The 20805-nt window shown below is 57.0% G+C and carries 19 protein-coding genes and 1 tRNA gene; 12 read left to right on the top strand and 8 right to left on the bottom strand.

Going from position 1 to position 20805, the window contains the following annotated elements; genetic code table 11:
* A complete protein-coding gene (locus LW884_08205; protein MCE3008309.1) occupies positions 1-711 on the bottom strand; it encodes a cytochrome C biosynthesis protein in 711 nt (236 codons plus the stop codon).
* 227 nt (positions 712-938) lie between these two features.
* Between LW884_08205 and LW884_08200 the strand changes: the two genes are divergently transcribed.
* Positions 939-2318, top strand: a complete 1380-nt coding sequence (locus LW884_08200) for an amino acid permease (GenBank protein ID MCE3008308.1) — start codon at positions 939-941, stop codon at positions 2316-2318.
* Positions 2319-2365: 47 nt separating this feature from the next.
* Entirely contained in the window at positions 2366-3580 is a 1215-nt protein-coding gene (locus LW884_08195) for a hypothetical protein (GenBank protein MCE3008307.1), read from the top strand.
* Positions 3581-3746: 166 nt separating this feature from the next.
* On the opposite strand, the gene LW884_08190 is transcribed toward LW884_08195, so the two are convergent.
* Genes LW884_08190 through LW884_08180 form a run of 3 tightly spaced genes read right to left on the bottom strand, consistent with a single transcriptional unit; the run spans position 3747 to position 7549 of the window.
* A complete protein-coding gene (locus tag LW884_08190; GenBank protein MCE3008306.1) occupies positions 3747-4292 on the bottom strand; it encodes a hypothetical protein in 546 nt (181 codons plus the stop codon).
* A 27-nt stretch (positions 4293-4319) separates the two neighbouring features.
* Positions 4320-6713 (bottom strand): polysaccharide biosynthesis tyrosine autokinase, encoded by a 2394-nt coding sequence (locus LW884_08185; protein MCE3008305.1) that lies wholly within the window; start codon positions 6711-6713, stop codon positions 4320-4322.
* 5 nt (positions 6714-6718) lie between these two features.
* On the bottom strand, positions 6719-7549 hold the full coding sequence (locus tag LW884_08180; protein MCE3008304.1) for a polysaccharide biosynthesis/export family protein: 831 nt from the start codon (positions 7547-7549) through the stop codon (positions 6719-6721).
* A 125-nt stretch (positions 7550-7674) separates the two neighbouring features.
* On the opposite strand from LW884_08180, the gene acs reads away from it, so the two are divergent.
* The 4 genes from acs to murQ all read left to right on the top strand — a co-directional run bounded on the left by acs (position 7675) and on the right by murQ (position 12537).
* A complete protein-coding gene (gene acs, locus LW884_08175) occupies positions 7675-9597 on the top strand; it encodes an acetate--CoA ligase (GenBank protein MCE3008303.1) in 1923 nt (640 codons plus the stop codon).
* A gap of 123 nt (positions 9598-9720) precedes the next feature.
* Complete coding sequence (locus LW884_08170) at positions 9721-10707, top strand: aspartate-semialdehyde dehydrogenase (protein MCE3008302.1); 987 nt, start codon at positions 9721-9723, stop codon at positions 10705-10707.
* 123 nt (positions 10708-10830) lie between these two features.
* On the top strand, positions 10831-11718 hold the full coding sequence (locus LW884_08165) for an ATPase (GenBank protein ID MCE3008301.1): 888 nt from the start codon (positions 10831-10833) through the stop codon (positions 11716-11718).
* Positions 11719-11730: 12 nt separating this feature from the next.
* Entirely contained in the window at positions 11731-12537 is an 807-nt protein-coding gene (gene murQ, locus LW884_08160; GenBank protein MCE3008300.1) for an N-acetylmuramic acid 6-phosphate etherase, read from the top strand.
* Here murQ and LW884_08155 read toward each other — a convergent pair.
* Positions 12534-12947, bottom strand: coding sequence for a BrxA/BrxB family bacilliredoxin (locus LW884_08155; protein MCE3008299.1), 414 nt, complete (start codon positions 12945-12947; stop codon positions 12534-12536). The two genes, murQ and LW884_08155, sit on opposite strands and share 4 nt — an antisense overlap.
* Positions 12948-13099: 152 nt before the next feature.
* Entirely contained in the window at positions 13100-13477 is a 378-nt protein-coding gene (locus LW884_08150; protein MCE3008298.1) for a DUF952 domain-containing protein, read from the bottom strand.
* 96 nt (positions 13478-13573) lie between these two features.
* Between LW884_08150 and LW884_08145 the strand changes: the two genes are divergently transcribed.
* Positions 13574-13644 (top strand) — tRNA-Cys (locus LW884_08145).
* Between the two features lie 241 nt (positions 13645-13885).
* On the opposite strand, the gene LW884_08140 is transcribed toward LW884_08145, so the two are convergent.
* Positions 13886-14086, bottom strand: a complete 201-nt coding sequence (locus LW884_08140) for a hypothetical protein (protein MCE3008297.1) — start codon at positions 14084-14086, stop codon at positions 13886-13888.
* A 263-nt stretch (positions 14087-14349) separates the two neighbouring features.
* The gene (locus tag LW884_08135; GenBank protein ID MCE3008296.1) at positions 14350-15042 is read right to left on the bottom strand and encodes a class I SAM-dependent methyltransferase; all 693 of its coding nucleotides are present in this window, start codon (positions 15040-15042) and stop codon (positions 14350-14352) included.
* 194 nt (positions 15043-15236) lie between these two features.
* On the opposite strand from LW884_08135, the gene obgE reads away from it, so the two are divergent.
* The 5 genes from obgE to LW884_08110 all read left to right on the top strand — a co-directional run.
* Positions 15237-16235, top strand: a complete 999-nt coding sequence (obgE, locus tag LW884_08130) for a GTPase ObgE (protein MCE3008295.1) — start codon at positions 15237-15239, stop codon at positions 16233-16235.
* A gap of 45 nt (positions 16236-16280) precedes the next feature.
* Positions 16281-17366 (top strand): tetraacyldisaccharide 4'-kinase, encoded by a 1086-nt coding sequence (gene lpxK, locus LW884_08125; protein MCE3008294.1) that lies wholly within the window; start codon positions 16281-16283, stop codon positions 17364-17366.
* Entirely contained in the window at positions 17347-18162 is an 816-nt protein-coding gene (locus LW884_08120; protein ID MCE3008293.1) for a purine-nucleoside phosphorylase, read from the top strand. The genes lpxK and LW884_08120 overlap by 20 nt, the downstream gene beginning before the upstream one ends.
* A gap of 99 nt (positions 18163-18261) precedes the next feature.
* Positions 18262-20328, top strand: coding sequence for a putative porin (locus LW884_08115; GenBank protein MCE3008292.1), 2067 nt, complete (start codon positions 18262-18264; stop codon positions 20326-20328).
* Positions 20329-20570: 242 nt separating this feature from the next.
* Positions 20571-20805 (top strand): hypothetical protein (locus LW884_08110; GenBank protein MCE3008291.1); only part of this gene is annotated, 235 nt, incomplete at its 3' end.

Raw genomic sequence — 20805 nt, 5'->3', positions numbered from 1 at the left:
TTATTCGGCAATGCGTGCCAGATACTTCTGCGCATCCTGTGCCTGCGCGCTATTCGGATACGCCTTCAGCAGCCGTTTGTAGGCTTTGGTAGCACCCTCGCTGTCTTTGGCCAGCTGGTAGCAGCGGCCGGCATCCAGCAGGCTCAGAGGGGTGGTCTGGTTGTTTTCCAGCTTTTCGGCAGCCTGCAGGTAGTGGGCGGCGGCTTCGGCATACTTGCCTTCTTCCTCGTAGCTGTAGGCCAGGCCACGCAGGGCGGTTACGTTCAGCATCAGGTCCTTGCTTTTGTCATAAGCCTCCAGGTGCGCACGGCCTTCTGCTACCTTCCCCTGCTGCAGGAGTGTAGCTCCCAGCATATAGTTTGCCATATTACCTGCGCGGGTGCCTTCGTACTCAGTGGCAATTTTTTTCAAGCCACTAAAATTGGAAGCCCCATTTACGGCTTTATCCAGGCTATCGCGGTAGAAGTTTCGGAAAGCCATCTCGGCATTATCCAGCGCAACCTTTTCATTCTCACGCTCCTCGGCCACATAGTACGCTATGCCCCCCACCAGCAGCAGTGCTCCCAGCAGGATGCCGATGTACAGGCGCTTGTTCTTTTCCCACTTTTCCCGCACGCTTGCACGCTCCCGGGCTTGGGCGGGGGCAGATTTGGGTGCTTTAATGCGTTCGTCTTCTTCGAGCTCGATGGGAGTATTCTTGCGTTCAGCCATGCTACAGAAAAATTTTGCCAAATCTACCACAAAAACTGCTAGGGTGCATAGGCATTTTCGGCTTGTACACCTGCTTTGTGGTGAGGCAAGCCTGGGCTTTGGGATAAAAAAACCATCTTAGCCCTCTTTCCGCCTGTCGGTGCGTGGGGTTTCGGCTATTTTTGTGGCCGTTTATGATTGCAGAGCAAGATACCAGGGTGAAGATACCCACCTCCCAGGCACCTCCTATGGCTGTAGCCAAGGTAGGCCTGAAGACCGCCGTGCTGTTGGTGATAGCCAATATGATTGGCTCGGGCGTTTTTGCCACCACAGGTTACATGGCTGCGAGTATGACGAGCGAGTCCATCCTGCTGTTTACCTGGCTATTGGGTGGGCTTTTGGCGCTCTGTGGTGCCCTTAGCTATGGCGAGCTGGCGGCTGCCATGCCCCGCAGTGGGGGCGAGTACCACTACCTGAGTAAGCTGTATCACCCTGCGGTGGGCTTTATGAGTGGCTTTATTTCGCTCATTGTAGGCTTTGGTGCTCCCATAGCGGGTGCGGCGCTGGTGTTTGGCCAGTATGGATTTACCATCCTGGGTGTAGAGAATGCGGTGCTTTTTTCCGTTGGTGGCTGGCAGTTTCAGCTTGGCCAGCTATTTGCCCTGCTGCTGGTGCTGGGCCTTACTTGGCTGCATAGCCAAGACATCCGGAAGGGAGCTGCTACCCAGAATGCTTTTACCATCCTGAAGATTGTGCTGGTGCTGGTATTTATCCTGGCAGGACTTCTTTTTTTGGATGGTGAAGGACATTCCTTTTCTGTGTTACCTACCGGTGCCGACTGGGCACTGCTGGGCACCCCTGCCTTTGGCATTTGCCTGGTGCTAGTCTTTTTCGCGTATTCCGGCTGGAATGCGGCCGCCTACATCAGCGGCGAGGTGCGAAACCCGGGCAAGAATGTGCCCCGTTCCCTGCTGATTGGCACCCTGGTGGTGTCGACGCTCTATCTGCTCATCAACTATGTGTTCTTCAAGGCCATGCAGCCCGAGGCCCTGGCAGGCAAAGGCGACTTTGCCGGACATGTGGCACACCAGATCTTTGGCGGTGCCGGTGGCCGCATTATGAGTGGGCTTATTGCCTTTGCCCTCATCAGCAGCACCAGCAGTATGGTAATGGCGGGGCCCCGTGTAACGGCCAGCATAGGCGAAGACTTCCCCATATACCGCCTGCTGGCCCGCAAAACCCAGAGCGGAAGCCCCCGTGCAGCCCTGCTGCTCCAGCTGGCCGTGGCCAGCGCCATGATCCTGTATGGAGATGTATTCGTCATTTTTCAGTACATCGGCCTTACGCTCAGCCTGTTTGCCGCGCTTACTGTGGGGGGTGTTTTCATCTACCGCTACCGCTACGGGCGGCCAGCCCAGGCCCGGGTGCCCCTGTATCCCATTCCGCCGATTCTGTTTTTAGGTCTATGCCTGTGGCTCATCGTGTTTAGTGTGTATGATTTTGGGCCAAATGGAGGTTTCCAGACCGAGGTGCCCCTTATCAGCCTCTGCACCCTGGTTGCTGGTTTTCTGGTTTACCTGCTAGCCTACCGGTATGACAAGCGCGAGGAGCTGAAAGCCCGGGCCTAGGCATACCTGCCTTTTCTGTCGAACGCCAACGTTTATTTTATACTTGCATGAAGCGCATTATTTTCCCGATCCTGCTACTAGCCCTGGCTGCTGCCTGCAGCGAGCCACAAGCTGATAAGAAGCAGCCCACAGATACGAAGACGGATAGCACACATACGACTACAGCAGGAGCCAGCCAGCCAGCTGTAGCGGCAGACCCGTACTGGAATGAGCTGGCATGCCTGCTGGCTGGCCTGCCGCAGCCCGAGGGTAGCAGCCTGGCAGCGCTGGCCAGTAGCCCAGGTGCACAGCAGCATAGCCGATACTTTGAGCAGGGCTGGCCGGGCCAAGAAGCCAAGTTTGTACAGCCCCTTACCCAATGGGCAGCACAGGAACTGCCCGAGGCGCACAAAAGCACGCACACCGTATATTATCCATTCAGCGGGGCCGACTTCATGGCTATTCAGTCGGTGTATCCCCATGCCGAGAAATACGTACTCTTTGGCCTGGAGCCAGAGGGCGATGCCATAGACATCCGCAAGATGGACGCGGCACGCCTGGCGGCTAACCTGGCTAATGTGCAGAAGAGCCTGTATGCTATCCTGAGCTGGAGCTTCTTCCGCACCAACGACATGACGGTAGACTTCCGGCGGGCCGAGCTGAATGGTACCCTGCCTGTCTTGCTGGCATTTATGGCCCGCACAGGCCACGAGGTGCTACAGGTGCGGCGCATCCAGCTAAGCCCCAACGGTGAGGTGCAACCCATTCCGGCAGGATCAGACCCCGAGATGAGTGTGGCGGGAAAGGGGCTGGTAACGGGCAATCAGATCTTCTTCCGAAAAACAGGCCAGAAGGCGGTTCAGCAGCTGCAGTATTTCTCGGTAGATGTGTCGGACGCCAACATCCAAAAGGAGCAAGGTTTTCTGCCCTACCTGACTGGCCTGAACCCTGCCCACACCTATGTAAAGGCGGCCAGCTACCTGATGTACAAATCTTACTTCCACCTAATAAAGGATAAAACCCTGGAGATTAGCCAGGTGTATGTGCAGGATGACAGCGGTATGCCCATCCGCATGCTGGACACTACCCACTGGGACCTACAGTACTATGGTGCCTATAGCCGCCCCATTGCCCTGTTTTCCAATTATTTCCAGCAGGATCTCTGGGATATCTACAACCAGAAGAAGCAGGCCAAGCCACTGGAGTTTGGCACGGGCTACCAGTTTCGGAAAGGTACGAGCAATATGATGATTGCCCGAAAGAAGGCTGCTACCACCAGGTAAGCCAGCCGGCAGCCACCCACTTCTCCCTTTGTGTGCATGGCTGTTAGTCGAACTGAGAGCCTCGCAGCATTGGCTGTTATAGCTCCTCCACGTTTCAGCCATGCCTTGGGTGCAATGCCCGGAGAGTACGCAGATGTGCCTCCGCGCCACGAAGAAGCCCGGAGCCTTAGGGAAGGATAAGCTGATAGCGGCTAGCGGCTGCGTCCCAGCCGATGGGCAGCGGGTCGCTTGCTACCTGCCCCAGGCTATCGGCCAGATAGAACACAAAAACAGGTGCTCCGCTCTCCAGGCTATCCCGCGCTACCCAGTATCCATACGGGGCAGTAGCGGGCGCGAATGGTTGGTCGCGCTCGTTGCGCACCCCATTGGCTTCGGCCCGAATGACCGTGAAGGTCTTCTGTGAGGTGTGCTTTAGCACATAAAAGCTACGTGCGTATATCCAGCCACTATTCGCCGTGCTGGGCCGTTGCGCCGTGTTGGGCATGGCCTTGTAGGCCACCGTTTCCTTCTGGCCGTCCGCGTCTATGTCCTCTACCTGATGCAGCAGCCTGGCATCCGGGCCCAGTAGGCGGATGGCCTCGCTGGCAGCATAGTTCTTACGCACCTGCGTCAGGTCCTTTGTTTCGGGGCTTACCAGTGATATGGCCACGTAGCCCCCCAGCCCCAGCAGCAGGATGCCTGTTACAATCCAAAATCCCGGTTTCTTGTGCATAGGTAAGGCGTGTAAATAGGGTGTGCGTCAGGTAAACCAACGGTTCAGAAAGCGACGCCACTTGCTGCCAGGTTCCTCCGGATCCACAATATAACTGGCCAGCCCTTCTTTGTCCGCTTCCGATCCGTAGCCATAGGTTTTTCCATACCCGTAGCTATAGCTATAGCCATACTTCTGTATGGATGGATTCACGCAGTTAAATACCACATAGATTTTTGGGTAGCGATTCTCTTCGATAATTCGCTCGATGTATTTGAGAAACAGCTTGCGGCTGTAGTCCGCCCGAAACAGGTACATGCAGATGTCGCTTGACTTGATAATAGGCAGCGCATCGGTTACCATGCCTACGGGCGAGGTGTCCATTACTACGTAGTCGTATCGCTCCTTAAGCTCGGAAATGAGCTGGTTGAAGCGTTTGCTATTAATCAGCTCCGCTGGATTTGGGGGGATGGGGCCAGCCGCAATGAAGTCGAGATTTTGAAAGCCGGAAGATTGGATGATGTCATCCAGGTCGTCCTGATTGATTAGATAACTGGTTAATCCAGAATCGTTCCTCGTCTTAAAAGTTTTGTGTAATCGTGGTTTTCGCAGGTCTACATCTACCAATACCACCGACCGGTCCAGCAAAGACAGGATGGCGGCAAAATTGATGGAGGAATAGCTCTTGCCCTCCCCACTTACGGTGCTGGTGAATGCAATGGTGGCGCTCTTGTCTTCGTTCAGCAGAAACCGGATGTTACTCCTCAGTGAACGGAAGGATTCCGTAACCGATGACTTGGGGTGCATCAGCACGTGGACTATATCTGCAGGCTCTCGGGTGCGAGAGCGGGCTACTTCCCCAATGATGGGCACACTAGTCTTGGCCTCCAGCTCGGAGCGGTAGGAGAGTTTCTCTTTGGTTGCTTCTATGACCAGGATAACTGAAATAGAGCCAAAAAAACCCAGAATCAAGCTGCCATACAGCAGGATGTTTCGCTTTGGCGAAATAGGGAATGGCTCTGGACTTGGCTGACGGATGATCTCTGAATTTGAGGTAATGGCTGCTTTAGCTACATTCAGGTCGAAAACCAGTTTTTCAAATTCGCGAAGCTTTTGCTCCAGATCGACATAGTTTTCTTGCAGTTCCTTTTGTGTACGCTCTTTGGCAGGCAGGCTGTAAATACGTGTCTTGCTTTGGCTGTTCTCGGCCTGCATCTTTGCCTGCTCCTTTTCACTTAGGCCAATCTCTTTGAGTACAAGATTTCGAAGATTGCTGTATAGTTGGGCGAGCTCACGGTCGCGCTTGACAATGGTGTAGCTGCGGGAGCTTACCTGGCTTAGCAGTGCCTTGCGCTCAGCCACCAGTTCAGACATTTTCTGATAAAGGGCGTTGATGGGTTCTATGTTCAGCGGGTAGTTACTGAAAGAGAGACTTAAGTCCGGATCCGCTAGCTTACCCTGCAGGCCTATCAGGTAGGCATTCAGCTGGCGGAGGGTGGCCAGCTGCGGACCCAGGTTTTTTATTTGCTGCTCACTACTTCCATATGTCTGCACCGTGGTGTTTTGCAGGCCCAGCAGAATGGGGATTTCGGCTTTCAGCTCATATTGTTCCAGCAAGAGGCGTGCCTGCTTAATGGAGTCCTGAAGTGTTTGCTGAAAGCCCTGGATGTAGGCTATCTGCTGGATGTAGCTTTTTTCCTTGTTCTTGCGTTCCGACTTGAGATAAATCTGGATAAGTTCATCCAGAATTGCCTTGCCTCGATCCGTGCTTTCGTCCACGTAAAACAGGTCGAATATCTCCTCCGACCCGGCGGGTAGTACACTCAGGTTTTCCTTTATCTGCTGAATCATGGTGTTTGTATCCAGCACATAAAACTCAAACTCCTGGTCCGTTAGTGTGCTTCGTGTCTGTTCCAGTTTCAGCTGTTCGCCCCCCAGTGTGATGGTTTCGCCAAAACGGGCCTCCTGTTCCTGTTGGTCGTCTTGACCCAGTCTTATTCGATACCGATTCCCTGCCAGCGTAGTTAGCGAGAAGCGTTGTCCATAGAGGGAGAAGTGCTCGTTTGCGTAATGTAGCCGAAATGGAACGCTGCCAAAGATGACCGAAGACTTAACCCGTCCCTTTTGCTCATACACCACATTCAGCCCGAGCGTCTGTACCACCTTGCGGATATGTTCTATGCTGGTTATAATGCCTACCTCGGTAAGGCTCTTTTGTAAAGGGTCGCCTTGTTCCAGGCCCAACTGGAAGCTCTGGTTTACACCTATGTCTATCCGCAGGGTTCCATGCACCTTGTATAGTGTTTTGACATACCGCAGGTATAGGTTGGCTGCCAGAAAACAGGCGAGCGTGCATCCCAGTATCAGCCACCGTTTTCGCAGGAATACGCCCAGTATGCGTTTGCCCAGATATTCGTCTATTCTACGGTCCAGCTGTGCCATGGTGCTTATCGGATTGCCGCCTGGTACACCAGGAAGAGGCTTAGTCCAACATTGATGAAGGTTAGGTAGGGATTCAGCTCGGTAAGGAACAGCGGAAGTCCTCTGGATTCCATATAAACAATGTCTTCAGAGCGAATGTTAAGCATGGGATCATTCAGTACATCCGGATTCCGGAGGTCTACCCAGATAATTTGCAGGCTGTCGGACTGGTAGTTTCGGATGATTTTCACCTTGGCGATATTGGCCGTATTGGATATGCCGCCCGCCTTGCTGAGGATGCTCACGAGGCTCTCTTCCTCCTGCTCCATCTGTATGAATGTGCCGGAACCGGTAGTCACCACTTGTTGCACGACACCTCGGCCCCCACTAGCGCCAAACACATAGGCCCGCAGGTTGCTCAGGCGTACGCTCAGCAGCGGATCTTTGTAAAGCTTGGCCAGCTCGTTTACCGCCAGTTCCTCCACCTCCTCGGTCAGCAGCCCTTTTGCATACAGCCTGGGCAGCAGCGGGAAGTACACATAGCCATGCACGTCCACATTTGCTTTGAAGCCAGCGGGCTCTTCGGCCAGCTTGATGCCAGTCTCTAGCACGGTGGGCAGGTTGTATATTCTTAGCGTTAGCTCATCTCCCACCCGGATCCGGTGGCGGTAGCTAAGCATATCTACTGGATAGGGACGCAGGGTTACAACAGCAGCCTTGCGGTCCACCCGTTTCTGTTCCCGGTAATACTGCTCATAGTCTCCCCTAAAAAGCTGCACCTTGCGCTGGCAGCCTACGCTGCACAGTACGCAAAAACCCAGGAGAAGAGCCTTGAGCAGGCTATGACTTCTAAACAAAATAATGATGGCTAAAGACGTATTGTCGCAAATTTAGGAATCCGGCACACTTTCGATGACCTCTTTCACTTATATTTTCGGCATCAAGTACAACATTTTATCTTTATTGGCCTAGCTATTCGCCTATGCACCGCAGTATTTTTACTTTTTCTGACTACCAGGCAGCTTACGCCCGGGCGCAGGCCGATCCGGATGGCTACTGGGCCGAGGTGGCCGCCAGGTATACCTGGCAGCAGCCCTGGCAGCAGGTGTGCTCGGGCAGCTTTGCCACCGCAGACCCGTGCTGGTTTGCCGGGGGCAAGACGAATGTAGCTGCCAATTGTATCGACCGGCATTTGCCGGAGCGGGCAGATCAGACGGCTATCTTGTGGCAACCCAATGACCCTGCCGAGCCAGTTCGCCGCATTAGCTTTTCCCAGCTGTATGCAGAGGTGAACCGCCTGGCCCAAGTACTGCTCGGGCTGGGCATACAGCCCGGAGACCGCGTATGCATCTACCTGCCTATGGTGCCCGAGGCGGCCTACGCCATGCTGGCCTGTGCACGCATTGGGGCAGTGCATTCCGTGGTTTTTGGTGGCTTCAGCGCGCAGGCACTGGCAGACAGGCTGCAGGATGCCGGCTGCAAACTGCTGATTACAGCCGATGGCGCCTACCGAGGGGAGAAGGAAGTATCGCTAAAGGCGATTGCAGACGAGGCTTTGGCCCAAAGCCCGGGTGTGGCCCACTGCCTGGTGCTACAGCGCACGGCAGCACCGGTGCGCATGGCCGCAGGGCGCGACCTATGGTACCACAGCCAGCTAGCTACTGTGCCTGCCGATGCTACCGTGGCGCCCCGCGCCATGGATGCCGAAGCCCCGCTCTTTATCCTGTACACCAGCGGCAGCACCGGCAAGCCCAAGGGCATACTGCACACCACCGCAGGCTATATGGTGAATGCGGGCCATAGTTTTGCCAATGTATTTCAGGTTCAGGGGGGCGACCTATTCTGGTGCACCGCAGATGTGGGCTGGATTACCGGACACACCTATCTGGTGTACGGCCCCCTACTGAACGGAACAAGCCTCTTGATGTTTGAGGGGATACCCACCTGGCCCAACCCGGGCCGATTTTGGGAGGTGGTGGATCAGCATCGTGTTACCCTGTTCTATACTGCACCTACGGCCATTCGCGCCCTAATGGCCTATGGAGACGAGCCCCTGCGAGGGAGAGACCTAAGCTCGCTGCGCGTACTCGGCACCGTGGGCGAGCCTATTAACCAGGAGGCCTGGGAATGGTACTACCACCAGATAGGCGGTGGCCGCTGCCCTGTGGTAGACACCTGGTGGCAAACAGAGACGGGTGCCGTTATGCTGACACCTATAGCCGGAGAGCCGGCGGCCAAGCCTACCTATGCCGCTTACCCCCTGCCCGGTATAGAGCCAGTGCTGATGGATGCCGAGGGGAAGGAGATACCCTGGACACCTGGGCAGGCCATAGAGGGCAACCTGTGCATACGCCGACCCTGGCCTAGTGTGGCCCGCACCACCTGGGGAGACCATGCCCGCTACCAGCAGACATACCTGCAGGCCTATCCGGGTATGTACTTTACCGGCGATGGTGCCAAGCGAGATGAGGTGGGCCACTACCGCATACTGGGCAGGGTAGACGACGTGATAAACGTGAGCGGACACCGCATAGGCACGGCAGAGGTGGAAGATGCCATAGACCAGCACCCAGATGTGGTGGAGGCAGCCGTTACAGACTATCCGCACCCCATAAAGGGGCAGGGAATCTTTGCCTACGCGATCCCGATGCCCGGCTACACAACCGACCCGGACCAGCTATGCGCCGAGATACTCGACCTAGTGGTGCGCCAGATTGGCCCCATAGCGCGGCCCGACCGAATCCTGCTGGTGCCCGGCCTGCCCAAAACCCGCAGCGGAAAGATTATGCGCCGCATCTTGCGCCTCATTGCCGCCGGAGAAACCGAACGGCTGGGCGACACCAGTACCCTGCTGGACCCCACGATCGTAGAAAAACTTGTTGCGCTGCACAAGGCCAGCACCTAGGCGTGTGGCTGCCCTGCCCCGGATGAAAGAAGCTGCCTGGGCACACGCCCGTATCATCTACGGAGGGGCGAATTTTTTTCGTACCTTTGCAGAACAAAAACGGGGATTCCAAATTCTGGAGACATGAAAGTAGCCGTAGTGGGTGCAACAGGCCTGGTAGGCCAGCAGATGATAGAGGTACTGAGTGAGCTGGCATTTCCAGTTACGCAGTTTATCCCGGTTGCTTCAGAGCGATCGGCGGGCAAGGCTGTCTTCTTTGGTGGGAAGGAGCATGTAGTACGCAGCATGGAGCAGGCCCTGGCAGAGCGGCCAGACATCGCCCTGTTTTCAGCCGGCGGAGACACCAGCCGTGCCTATGCCCCCCGCTTTGCCGAGCTGGGAACTACGGTGATAGACAACAGCTCTGCCTGGCGCATGGATCCACAGGTGCCCCTGGTGGTGCCAGAGGTGAACGCCGCACACCTGAATGGCAGCAAGATCATAGCGAACCCTAACTGCTCTACCATCCAGATGGTAGTGGCCCTGGCACCCCTCCACCGGGCATACGGAATCAGGCGCCTGGTGATCAGTACCTACCAGAGTGTAACCGGAACCGGCAAGAAAGCCGTAGACCAGATGATGCGCGAGCGGGAAGGACTGGAGGCAGAAACCGTGTATCCACACAAAATAGACCTGAACTGCCTGCCACACTGCGACGTGTTCCTGGATAATGGTTACACCCGCGAAGAGATGAAGCTGGTACATGAAACCCGAAAAATCCTGGGCGATGACAGCTTGGCCATTACCGCTACCGCTGTGCGCGTGCCCGTAGTGGGTGGGCACAGCGAGAGCGTGAACGTGGAGCTACAAAAACCTATCGGGAGCCTGGATGAGGTGCGTGCCCTACTGGGCCTCCAGCCCGGACTGGTAGTGCAGGACGACCCCGCCAGGCAGCAATACCCCATGCCCCTGTATAGCCGAGGCAAAAACGAGGTGTTTGTAGGCCGAATTCGCCTGGACGAGAGCCAACCCAACACGCTGAACCTCTGGATAGTAGCAGACAACCTGCGCAAGGGTGCGGCTACCAATGCCGTGCAGATTGCCCAGCTGCTGGTAGCGGCCAGGGTCTAGGTGAGGGCAGGTGGCTTGCTCTCCCAGCTTCCTTACCATTCAGGTGAGAAACGATAAGACGGGCCAAGCAAGAACTGCGCCTGCTACCGCCCATACTGAGTTTGGCCTATCGAAAAAGAAGAAATGCAGCTGATTGCCGATAGTGGAGGTACAAAGACCGACTGGGCATGGCTAGCCGGGAACCTGCCGGCAGCGTCCGGCCCGGTGCTACGTACCGGGGGCATAAATCCAGGCATTCAGGCATTTGCACAGATACGCCGCCTGCTGGTAGAGGAGCTCCTGCCCGCTGCCCAGCAGCAGCCTACTCCCGTAGGGATTAGCTTTTATGGAGCATCCTTTGCGCTGCCACATCAGTGCCGCCAGATGGAGGCTCTGCTGAGCGAGCTACTAGCTGCCCCTGCGCAGGTGTGGCACGACATACTGGGTGCCGCCCGCGCCCTGGCAGGCCACCAGCCTGCGCTGGTGTGTATACTCGGTACAGGTAGCAACAGCTGCTACTACGATGGGCAAGAAATCAGCCAAACCATAGGCGGCCACGGCTATGTGCTGGGCGACGAGGGCGGAGGGGTAGACCTGGGCCGACGCCTGCTGCAGCACCTGCTGCGGCGCGAGGCCAGCCCAGCCCTGCTGGAGGCCTTTATGCAGGCATACCCCGACGGACTGATGGCCCAGCGCGAGGCCCTGTATGCAGCCCCAAAGCTGAATACTGCCTTGGCCAGCTATGCACCCTTCTTGCTGGCCCAGCTGGCTGTACCCCAGCTGCAGGCCGAGGTGCAGGCCCTGGTGCAGGCTTCCTTTCGTGCTTTCATCCGGTACACCCTGCAGCAGTATCCGGCAGCGCTGCACACCCTGCCCGTACACACGGTGGGTAGTGTGGGCTTTCACTTTCAGGCCCTCTGGCGCACTAGCCTGCAGCAGGCTGGCTTTAGGCCGGGCCAGGTGCTGGCCTCGCCCATGCCTGGCCTGCTACAGTATCATCATCTTCATCCCTTCCCACCCCTTATAAAATAAACCCCAGCGGGTATGAGCAAGCAGACCGAGGCAAATAGTGCCTACCAGGCCCTGGAGCAGCAGGAGCTGCGCACCCTGCTACACTGGATGAACCAGGAGGACCAAACGGTGCCCCTGGCGGTGGCCCAGGCCCTGCCCCAGATAGAGCAACTGGTAAACCTGGTGTACAGCCGCATGCAGGCCGGCGGGCGCCTGTTTTATCTGGGCAGTGGCACCAGTGGCCGCCTGGGTGTGGTGGATGCGAGCGAGTGCCCGCCCACCTTTGGCGTACCACAGGGCAGGGTAGTAGGCCTGATAGCCGGGGGCGACGCGGCCATTCGCCTGGCGCAGGAGGGGGCAGAGGACGACCAGAGCCAGGGCTGGAAAGACCTGCAGCAGCATGGCGCAAATCCCCAGGACGTTGTAGTGGGCATTACTGCCAGCGGTACCACGCCCTACGTACTGGGCGCCCTGAAGCAAGCACGGGCTGCCGGAATTGCCACGGGCAGCATTAGCTGCAACCATCCTGCCGAGGTGTCTGGCTGGGCCGATGCGCCCGTAGAGGTGGTGGTAGGCCCCGAGTTTGTAACCGGTAGCACACGCCTGAAGGCAGGCACCGCCCAAAAACTGGTGCTGAATATGCTAACCACGGCGGTGATGATCCGCCTGGGCCATGTGCAGGGAAACCGGATGGTGGATATGAAGCTGAGCAACGAGAAGCTGATAGACCGCGGTACCTGCTATGTGGCCGAAGCCACCAGCCTGCCCTATGCCGAGGCAAAGCACCTGCTGCTACTACATGGTAGCGTACGCGCAGCCATTGCAGCCGCCCGGGGCTAGCAGAAATTCTGATAGGCCAGGGCCAGGTTGTCCGCTATCATGTCTGCCGACCGGCCCTCAATGTGGTGGCGCTCCAGCAGGTGCACCAGCTTCCCGTCTTTGAAGAGGGCAATGGCGGGGCTGCTGGGTGGATAGGGCAGCAGGTGCTGCCGTACCTTGTTTACCGCTTCCTTGTCCACACCTGCAAATACGGTAGCCAGGTTTTGTGGTTTCTTATCTGCCTGTAGCGATAGCAGCACGCCCGGGCGGGCGGCCCCAGCGGCACAGCCACACACACTGTTTACTACCACCAGCGTGGTGCCCTGCTTCTGTTGCAGATATTGGTCTACAGCCTCTGGCGTTTTCAGCTCGTCAAAGCCCTGATTCGTAAGCTCGGCCCGCATGGGCGTTACAAGTTGTTCTGGATACATGGTGTATAAATCGTGTATTCTGGTTCTGAAATATCCCCCGTGCTTAAAGCCGGCGGGGTATGCACGTATAGGAGCCAAACACTTCTTTGGCACAAAACATTCCGAAACGAGGGCCCTATTCCTGCTGTGTCTGCCGCTACCGGCAGCAGGGCCTAGTAGCCAAAGTCGCTCCAGTCCCATTCGCCATTCTGGCCTCTTTCTACCACGGCCACGTCTACCACCAGGTCTATCGGCAGGCGTGCCGGGTAGTGCGGAAACCGGTCGCCCCTGCTGGGCACCGGCACCCATTGCAGTTTTGGGTTCAGCAGCCGCTCACTCAGTACCAGCACCACTACACGCTCCAGCGCCGCGCAGTGCAGGTCTACGCTTTGCGGCAGCGTACTGCGCGTGCTTAGGTGGATAAAGCCCTCCTGGGCAAATGCCGCGGGTACATAGGTGCCCGTATTCAGGGCTTTTTGCCAGTCGGCCTCGGTAGCAGCGTGGTATAGGTAGGGCATGGCGGGGTGCAACGTGTGTGCGAATAAAGCCATTCGGTGCAGACTAAGCAAAAAAACCGGATGGCCTTCCCCTATTGGTGGATGTAGTCGTGTGCTTTTTATGCTAACTTTGCAGCCAGCTAAAGCCCGGGTACCATGGCCGAGTGGCTAGGCAAGGCTCTGCAAAAGCCTGTACGGGGGTTCGAGTCCCTCTGGTACCTCAAAAAGCCCGCTTTCCAGGCGGGCTTTTTATTTAATTTACGGGCTATCCCTCAATAATGATGTTCGTGAAATGATATTTCCGGCCGCTCTGGCCAAGGTGTGTACGCTGATAAGAGGTGACACGGCCGTACAGGGCCGGAGTAAGCCGGTGCCAGGCAGCCCGGTGGCAGCAGGGAACGATACAAGCGGAATAGGCATCCCCCCATGCGCCAAAAATGTGCCGAAACCGCAATCTGTGCACTAGTCCATTACTACCACCTTCACGTCCTGCCTGCGCAGGTCGTTCAGCAGCTGCCCACTTTCGGGCAGCGGTCTGGTTACCACAGACATATTGGAGAAATAGATGTCTATTTCTTTCATAGCCTTCCAGAGTATCACCATATTGATAGAAGCGGCATCTATCTGAGTGGCGTGTTGCGCGGTGCTTACAGGTGTAGCCATAGTTTCTTCTATTTGCTAGTTGAATTGATTAAGCATATATACCATGTGTTCTATATAATTAGCGCGATTTTTCGACGAACGCGCAAAATGAAACGACTAAGAAGCAAGCCGTATTATTTGGGTCAAAGAACGAGGGTTCCACTTTGGCTGCCAATACAGCTGCAAATACCCCGGATTATTAAAAAGCTGCAAAACGCCCTGGCCTGCGGGGCTCCTATGCCATCCCGCTGGGGGAGAGCACCCAAGGCAGTACACGCCGGTGCTTATTTCTCTAGCAGCAGCACATGCTGGTAGGGCAGGGCTACGGGGTCTGCAGCCAGCAGCCGGAAGCCCGCTGCCTTCAGTTCCTGCTGCATGGTGTCCACGCTAAGTTTCAGCTTGTCTGGTGGCCCCAGGGGCAGGTCTCCCTTTTTGTAGTCTACCACCACCAGCCGGGCACCTGGCTTCATTGCTTGCCACACGGCCCGGAAGTAGTCTATGCGGGCATCTATGTGGTGGTAGGTATTCACTACCAGCACGGCATCTACCAGGCCTGCAGCCAGGCCTGGTGTGTCGGCCTTTCCCAGTCGGGTCTTTATGGGCAGGGGCTCGGACTGTGCTTCATTTTTGGTTTCAATGTATTTCAGGAATCGAGGATCTATATCAATCGCCCATGCCTGCCTTGCTTGCCGCGCGAGCCGGAAGCTGAAGTAGCCGGATCCGGCTCCAATGTCGGCCACCACTTTGCCCGTCAGGTTGCCGAAAAGGGCAATCACGGCCTCCGGTTTTTGCCAGGCATCTCGGCCCTGGTCTTCAAAGGCCTCCACCTGTTCCTTAAACGTTTTTTCTTCTCGTGTGGCCTCGGCACTGGCTACTTGCTGCTGCACACGGGTGTCGTGCTCGGGTGGCTGGCAGGCAGTGGCCAGGCATAGCAGCAGGGCCAGGCCTGGCCATACACGACAGTAGTTCTTTGGCATACTAAGTTTCTTTCTTTCTTACTAGTCTTTTCTTTTGTCCAATTCTGCCTTACCACAGCCGTTCATCATGAAAATACCCGGCAGGATACATACCGCTATAGCAAGTCTTATTCTCAGGTATGACATGGCGTAAAATTTAGGTAAATTTAGCAAGTTTGCCGTCCGAAGCACTACAGATCCCCTCCTTTCTCCGCATGGCCCCCAAGCAAAACTTTGTTGACTACGTAAAGCTGTACTGCACCAGCGGTAATGGCGGGGCCGGGGTTACCAGCTGGCGCCGAGAGAAACACGTGCCCAAGGGTGGCCCGGATGGCGGGGATGGTGGGAATGGGGGCAGCATTGTGGTGGAAGGCAATGCCCAGCTGTGGACGCTGCTAGACCTGAAGTACCGAAAGTTTATAAAGGCCGAGCATGGCCAGCCTGGCAGCGGAGCCAAGAAAAATGGAAGGCGGGGTAAGGATGAGGTGCTACAGGTACCCCTGGGCACAATCATACGGGATGAAGCGGAAGACAGCATCCTGGGCGAGATACACGAAGACGGGCAGCGCATAGTAGTGGTGCCCGGCGGGCATGGGGGCCTGGGTAACTGGCACTTCCGCACGGCCACCAACCAGACCCCCGACAGAAGCACCCCCGGCACGCCCGGGCAGGAGCGCGTGCTGGTGCTGGAGCTGAAGGTGCTGGCCGATGTGGGACTGGTAGGCTTCCCCAATGCAGGCAAGAGCACCCTGCTGAGTGTGGTGACGGCTGCCAAGCCCGAGATAGCCGACTACCCCTTTACCACCCTGGTGCCCAACCTGGGTATTGTGAAGTATCGCGACTGGCAGTCTTTCGTAATGGCCGATATACCGGGCATCATCGAGGGGGCCAGCGAGGGGAAAGGGCTGGGCACGCGCTTTCTGCGCCATATCGAGCGCAATGCCGTACTACTCTTCATGGTACCGGCAGATGCGGATGACCCGCTGGCACAGTTCCATATACTGCAGCAGGAGCTGCAGGCCTACGAAGCTGCGCTGGCCAGCACCCCCTACCTGGTGGCCATCAGCAAGGCCGACCTACTGGCAGAGGACGAGCAAAAAAAGCTGGCCGCCAGCTGGCCCGAGCCGCTGCTCTTCTTCTCAGCCATCACCCGCCAGGGTGTACAGGCCCTGCTGGATGAACTATGGAAGAAACTAAAAATGGTAAACCCTTAACAATCAGTGAAATTTATTGTAAAATTCCTTCTGTTTCTTCTCAAAGTGATTATCCTGTTTCCACTTTCCATCCTCTTCTGGATCGTGGTAAGTGTACGAAACATCCTCTATAACTGGCAGATACTACCTGTACACAAGGTAGACGCCTTCGTTATCAGCATCGGCAACCTGAGCACCGGGGGCACCGGAAAGACGATCATGGCCGAGTACCTGATTCGCAAGCTGGGCGGCCTGGGCTACCGGGTGGCCTATCTGTCTCGCGGCTATGGCCGCAGCACCCGGGGCTACCTGCGTGTGGATCCCCGGCTGCACAGCTACAAGGACGTGGGCGACGAGGCCCTGCAGGTGGCAAACCGTTTTTCAGACGTGGCCGTGGTGGTGTGCGAGGACCGCGTGCAGGGTGCCCGCAGGCTGCTGCAGGAGCAGCCCGATACGGAGGTCATTGTACTGGACGATGCCTTTCAGCACCGCCGCATCCACCGAGACCTGGAGCTGGTGATGACTGACTACAACAAGCTGCCCTGGAAACAGTGGATGCTCCCCCTGGGACGCCAGCGAGATCCGCTATGGACGCTGAGACGGGCCGACCTCGTGATCGTCTCCAAGATTACCCACAGCGAGCAGGCCCACCGGCTGGCCTCCTGGCTGCACCGCCGCGGCCTCAGCAGCCTGTTTGTATACACAGGCCTAAAGCCCACAAGCCTGTATCGCATCCTGCCCGAGCCCGAGCAGGTGCCGGTTTCGGAAATGCTCCAGCAGGGTGCAATTGTGTTTTCGGGCCTGGGAAACAATCAGCAGTTCTTCCGGTTTGCCGGCGAGGCAGGCCTGCTGGTAAACAGCACTTTCTCCTTCCCCGATCACTATGCATACCGGCAGGACGATCTGGACCGGATCGTAAAAAAATATGACAAGGTGCAGGCTGCCAGTTTTCTGCGAAAGCCCCCCATCATCCTCACCAGCGAGAAAGACTACCACCGCCTGAAAAACCAGCCCTGGTTCTGGGAACACTACGCCCATTACCCCTTCTATTATTTGTCCGTATCTTTGTCGTTCGTAAGAAACAAAGACCGCCTGAATGACCTCTTGGTCAAAAAGTTACCCCGACATTCTCATGAACCCCATACAGTTTAAGGATACCCTCACCTACATCCGCAAGCATTACGCTGGCTCCCCCTCCGTAGGCATTGTGCTCGGCACCGGCATGGGCCGGCTGGCCGATGTAATAGCGGTGGAGAAATCATTGGCCTACAACTTCATCCCCCACTTCCCTATCAGTACGGTGGAGAGTCACTTTGGCAAGCTGATCTTCGGCAAGATTGGCAGCAAGGAAGTGGTGGCCATGCAGGGCCGCTTTCACTACTACGAGGGCTACGAGATGCAGCAGATTACCTTCCCCATCCGCATCATGAAGATGCTGGGGATAGATCGGCTCTTCCTGAGCAATGCTGCGGGATCCGTAAACCCGGCCTACAAAAAGGGCAGCCTGATGGTGATAGATGACCACATTAACCTGCTGCCCGAGAACCCCCTGCGTGGCCCCAACTTGGACGAGCTGGGCCCGCGTTTCCCCGACATGAGCCGCCCCTACGACCCCGAGCTGATCCGCCAGGCCGAGCAGATAGCCGCCCAGGAGAACATACCCCTGCACAAGGGCGTATATGTATCGGTACCCGGGCCCAACCTGGAGACCCGGGCCGAATACCGTTTCCTGCGCACCATAGGGGCCGATGTGGTGGGGATGAGCACGGTGCCCGAGGTGATTGTGGCCCAGCACATGGGCATCCGCACCTTTGCCATGAGCCTGATAACCGATGAGTGCGACCCAGACCACCTGGAGCCGGTAGCCCTGGAGGACATACTGGCCGTGGCCCATGCCACAGAACCCAGGCTGACCACCATCATGCAGCGCCTGATTGCCGAGTGCTAATAGCGCGCGAATAGAGCAGCCATGCAGCAGCTTCATCTGGCCCTACCAGCAGTCTGGTCCCTCCGGATGGGGGGTAGCCTTTGGCTCGTACTCGCATGGATGCTGCTGCCCGCAGCCCTGGCGGCACAAAGGCTACCCCCACAGCGCCCCGCCATGCCCAGCATAAGCCGGGTACAGCCACAGCTGCCCCCCTTTGCCACCTACCGCCAGCACAGCTACCCCGACCCCAATGAGCCGGACAGCCTGGGCCAGCGGTGGATCGGCACAGACACGGTGCTGATGAACCTGGACACCCTGCACCGCTGGGACGAGGCCCTGGAGGCAGGCAGCTTCCAGCAGACCCTGGGCCTCATTGGCAAGCCCTATCTACGCTGGCAGTATGGCCTGCCTGGCAGGCTGTATGCCCCCGGACTGTGGCAAAACACCTTTAGTAATCAGCCCTCTGCCTATTTCATCCGCTTCGAAGATCAAGAGTTTTACGATGCCTACAGGCCTCTGGTACATGTGCACTTCAACCAGAGCAGCTTCAACACCCAGCTGCTGCGGGTAACGCTTAGCCAGAACCTGCTGCCCGCCTGGAACAGCACCCTGCACTACCGCCGGCGCACTGCCCAGGGCAACTACCGAAACATGGTAACCGACCACTACAACCTGTACTGGAACCACTGGATACACACCCGCGATTTTCGCTACCAGCTGTTTGCGGGTGTAAGCTGGCAAGAGCTGACGGATGGCCTGAATGGCGGGGTGGTGGTAGAGGAGGACACACCGCTGGACGAAGTCTTTGAGGGCGCGGTAGAGCCCATTGTGCTGGAAAATGCCCGGCTGGAGCAGTGGCTGCGCACGGCCAACCTGAAGCAGCTGTGGCAGCCCTTTCGGCAGGACTGGCTGCAGCTGATGGCTGAGGGCTACTACAGCCAGTACTTTCAGCGCTACAGAGACCCCGCTGTGTACACCAGCCTGAATGACCAGCGCTACCGCCCCTACGGCCAGCTGCTGAATGGAGATACCACCGTGCAGCACAGCTATCAGTACCGCGTGTATGGGGGCAGGGGCCATGTGCAGCTACGCGGGCAGCTGGGCCCCCTGGCTGCCGAGCTGCGGGGCCTGGGGCAGTATGAAGTACGCGAGCTACCCCTGGGCCTACGCCAGACCAAAACTGGCCTGGGGGCCGAAGGGCAGCTGGGGCTGAGGCGCCCCACAGATGCCCCGGCGCATGCCGATAAACCGGGTGCCTGGCTACAGGGGCGCTACCTGCTGCACACCAACGACCTGCTGGATACGGAGACCGAGATCCGCCTGGGCCTGCATGTGGTGCCCCGGCTGCGCACGTTCCGCATGCTAGACTCTACTGCCGTGGATACGGTAAACTACCGTATACCCGTGGGCCTGAGACGGCCCCTGCTGTACGAGGGCTACTACCAGCCCCTGCATGCCTGGCTAGAGGGCCAGCTGTACAGCCTGAACCCAGCCCTGCAGCAATACTACTGGCAGAGCAGTACCTATGCTGCCAACCGCAGCCTGGGCAATGAGGAGGTGCGCCTGCTGCGCGCCACCCTGCAGTACACCTATAGCCAGCCCCGCATCCGCCGGGGCCTGCCCTACCGGCAGTCTTATCTGAAAATAAGCCCCTTTTATAGCGAGGTGCGCGATTTTATCTACACCAACGCACGGGCCGAAACCCGCCAGACGGGCAGTGCCTACCGCTTTGTAGGCCTGGCGGTGGAGCAGCTGCAGCGCCTGGGCCGCTTCTACCTGTACGGGCAGGTGCAGCTGCAGCAGGCCCACCACAGTGGCGACTCGCTGGCGGCCTACGATCTGCATCTACCCAAGCTGTACGGCCGGGCCCGCATCTTTTGGGAGGATAAGTTTTTCAAGACTCCGGCAGACATACAACTAGGCCTGGAGGCCAGCTTTCGCTCAAACTTCGAGGCCCTCTCCCTGGAGCCTAGCCTACAGCTAGGCTACCCGCAGCTGGGCCGCAGCCTACAGCCCTACCTACAGCTGGATGCCTGGCTAGCCCTGCGTATACAGACTGCGCATGTGTATGTCAAGGTTATCCACCTGAACCAGAATCTGCCCGATCCGGGCTTCTTCACTACCCCTTTCTACCCCATGCTGCACCGCAGTTTTACTTTCGGGGTCTCTTGGCGGCTGTTCTCCTAGCGCTTTTCTTGAGGGCGGGGCTCTCGCTTTGCAGAAGACAGCCGCTCTGGTGTGGCTAGACCGCCCGGCTAAGCCCAGCCAGGCCGGGGCATGCACCGTGCCGGTAATCCAGTTTTACTTACTTTTCAGGGTTTAATCTTTTTGAAACGTCTTTTCTATACATTTGAAGTGTAATTTTTAAAACGATACGCCTGTTCAAAAAACATCTGTCTATTCTTCTCCTGCTTACGATAGTCGCTAGCTTGCTTGCTTTTCGCGGAAACGAAAAAGATGAAGACAAGAAACCCAGTAAAGTCGCCAAGGAAATGGCCCAGCTTACGTGCGACTGGTATCGCCATCAAAAAAGTGGAGACACAGAAAAATCAGATGCGGCACTGGCAAAACTCTATGATCTTAATGATAAGACAGAAAAACAATTCAAAAACCTAAAAGCGGATGAGGAACTAGGAAAAAAACTTCAGGCCGCTTTCATCGGAT

The sequence above is a fragment of the Bacteroidota bacterium genome (assembly GCA_021300195.1).
Taxonomy (GTDB): domain Bacteria; phylum Bacteroidota; class Bacteroidia; order J057; family JAJTIE01; genus JAJTIE01.
This window is presented reverse-complemented; position numbering and strand designations above follow the sequence as displayed.

Coding starts and splice junctions, on each gene's coding strand:
- LW884_08205 (MCE3008309.1), bottom strand. CDS start 711: ATGGCTGAACGCAAGAATACTCCCATCGAGCTCGAAGAAGACGAACGC.
- LW884_08200 (MCE3008308.1), top strand. CDS start 939: ATGGCTGTAGCCAAGGTAGGCCTGAAGACCGCCGTGCTGTTGGTGATA.
- LW884_08195 (MCE3008307.1), top strand. CDS start 2,366: ATGAAGCGCATTATTTTCCCGATCCTGCTACTAGCCCTGGCTGCTGCC.
- LW884_08190 (MCE3008306.1), bottom strand. CDS start 4,292: ATGCACAAGAAACCGGGATTTTGGATTGTAACAGGCATCCTGCTGCTG.
- LW884_08185 (MCE3008305.1), bottom strand. CDS start 6,713: ATGGCACAGCTGGACCGTAGAATAGACGAATATCTGGGCAAACGCATA.
- acs (MCE3008303.1), top strand. CDS start 7,675: ATGCACCGCAGTATTTTTACTTTTTCTGACTACCAGGCAGCTTACGCC.
- LW884_08170 (MCE3008302.1), top strand. CDS start 9,721: ATGAAAGTAGCCGTAGTGGGTGCAACAGGCCTGGTAGGCCAGCAGATG.
- LW884_08165 (MCE3008301.1), top strand. CDS start 10,831: ATGCAGCTGATTGCCGATAGTGGAGGTACAAAGACCGACTGGGCATGG.
- murQ (MCE3008300.1), top strand. CDS start 11,731: ATGAGCAAGCAGACCGAGGCAAATAGTGCCTACCAGGCCCTGGAGCAG.
- LW884_08155 (MCE3008299.1), bottom strand. CDS start 12,947: ATGTATCCAGAACAACTTGTAACGCCCATGCGGGCCGAGCTTACGAAT.
- LW884_08150 (MCE3008298.1), bottom strand. CDS start 13,477: ATGGCTTTATTCGCACACACGTTGCACCCCGCCATGCCCTACCTATAC.
- LW884_08140 (MCE3008297.1), bottom strand. CDS start 14,086: ATGGCTACACCTGTAAGCACCGCGCAACACGCCACTCAGATAGATGCC.
- LW884_08135 (MCE3008296.1), bottom strand. CDS start 15,042: ATGCCAAAGAACTACTGTCGTGTATGGCCAGGCCTGGCCCTGCTGCTA.
- obgE (MCE3008295.1), top strand. CDS start 15,237: ATGGCCCCCAAGCAAAACTTTGTTGACTACGTAAAGCTGTACTGCACC.
- LW884_08120 (MCE3008293.1), top strand. CDS start 17,347: ATGAACCCCATACAGTTTAAGGATACCCTCACCTACATCCGCAAGCAT.
- LW884_08115 (MCE3008292.1), top strand. CDS start 18,262: ATGCTGCTGCCCGCAGCCCTGGCGGCACAAAGGCTACCCCCACAGCGC.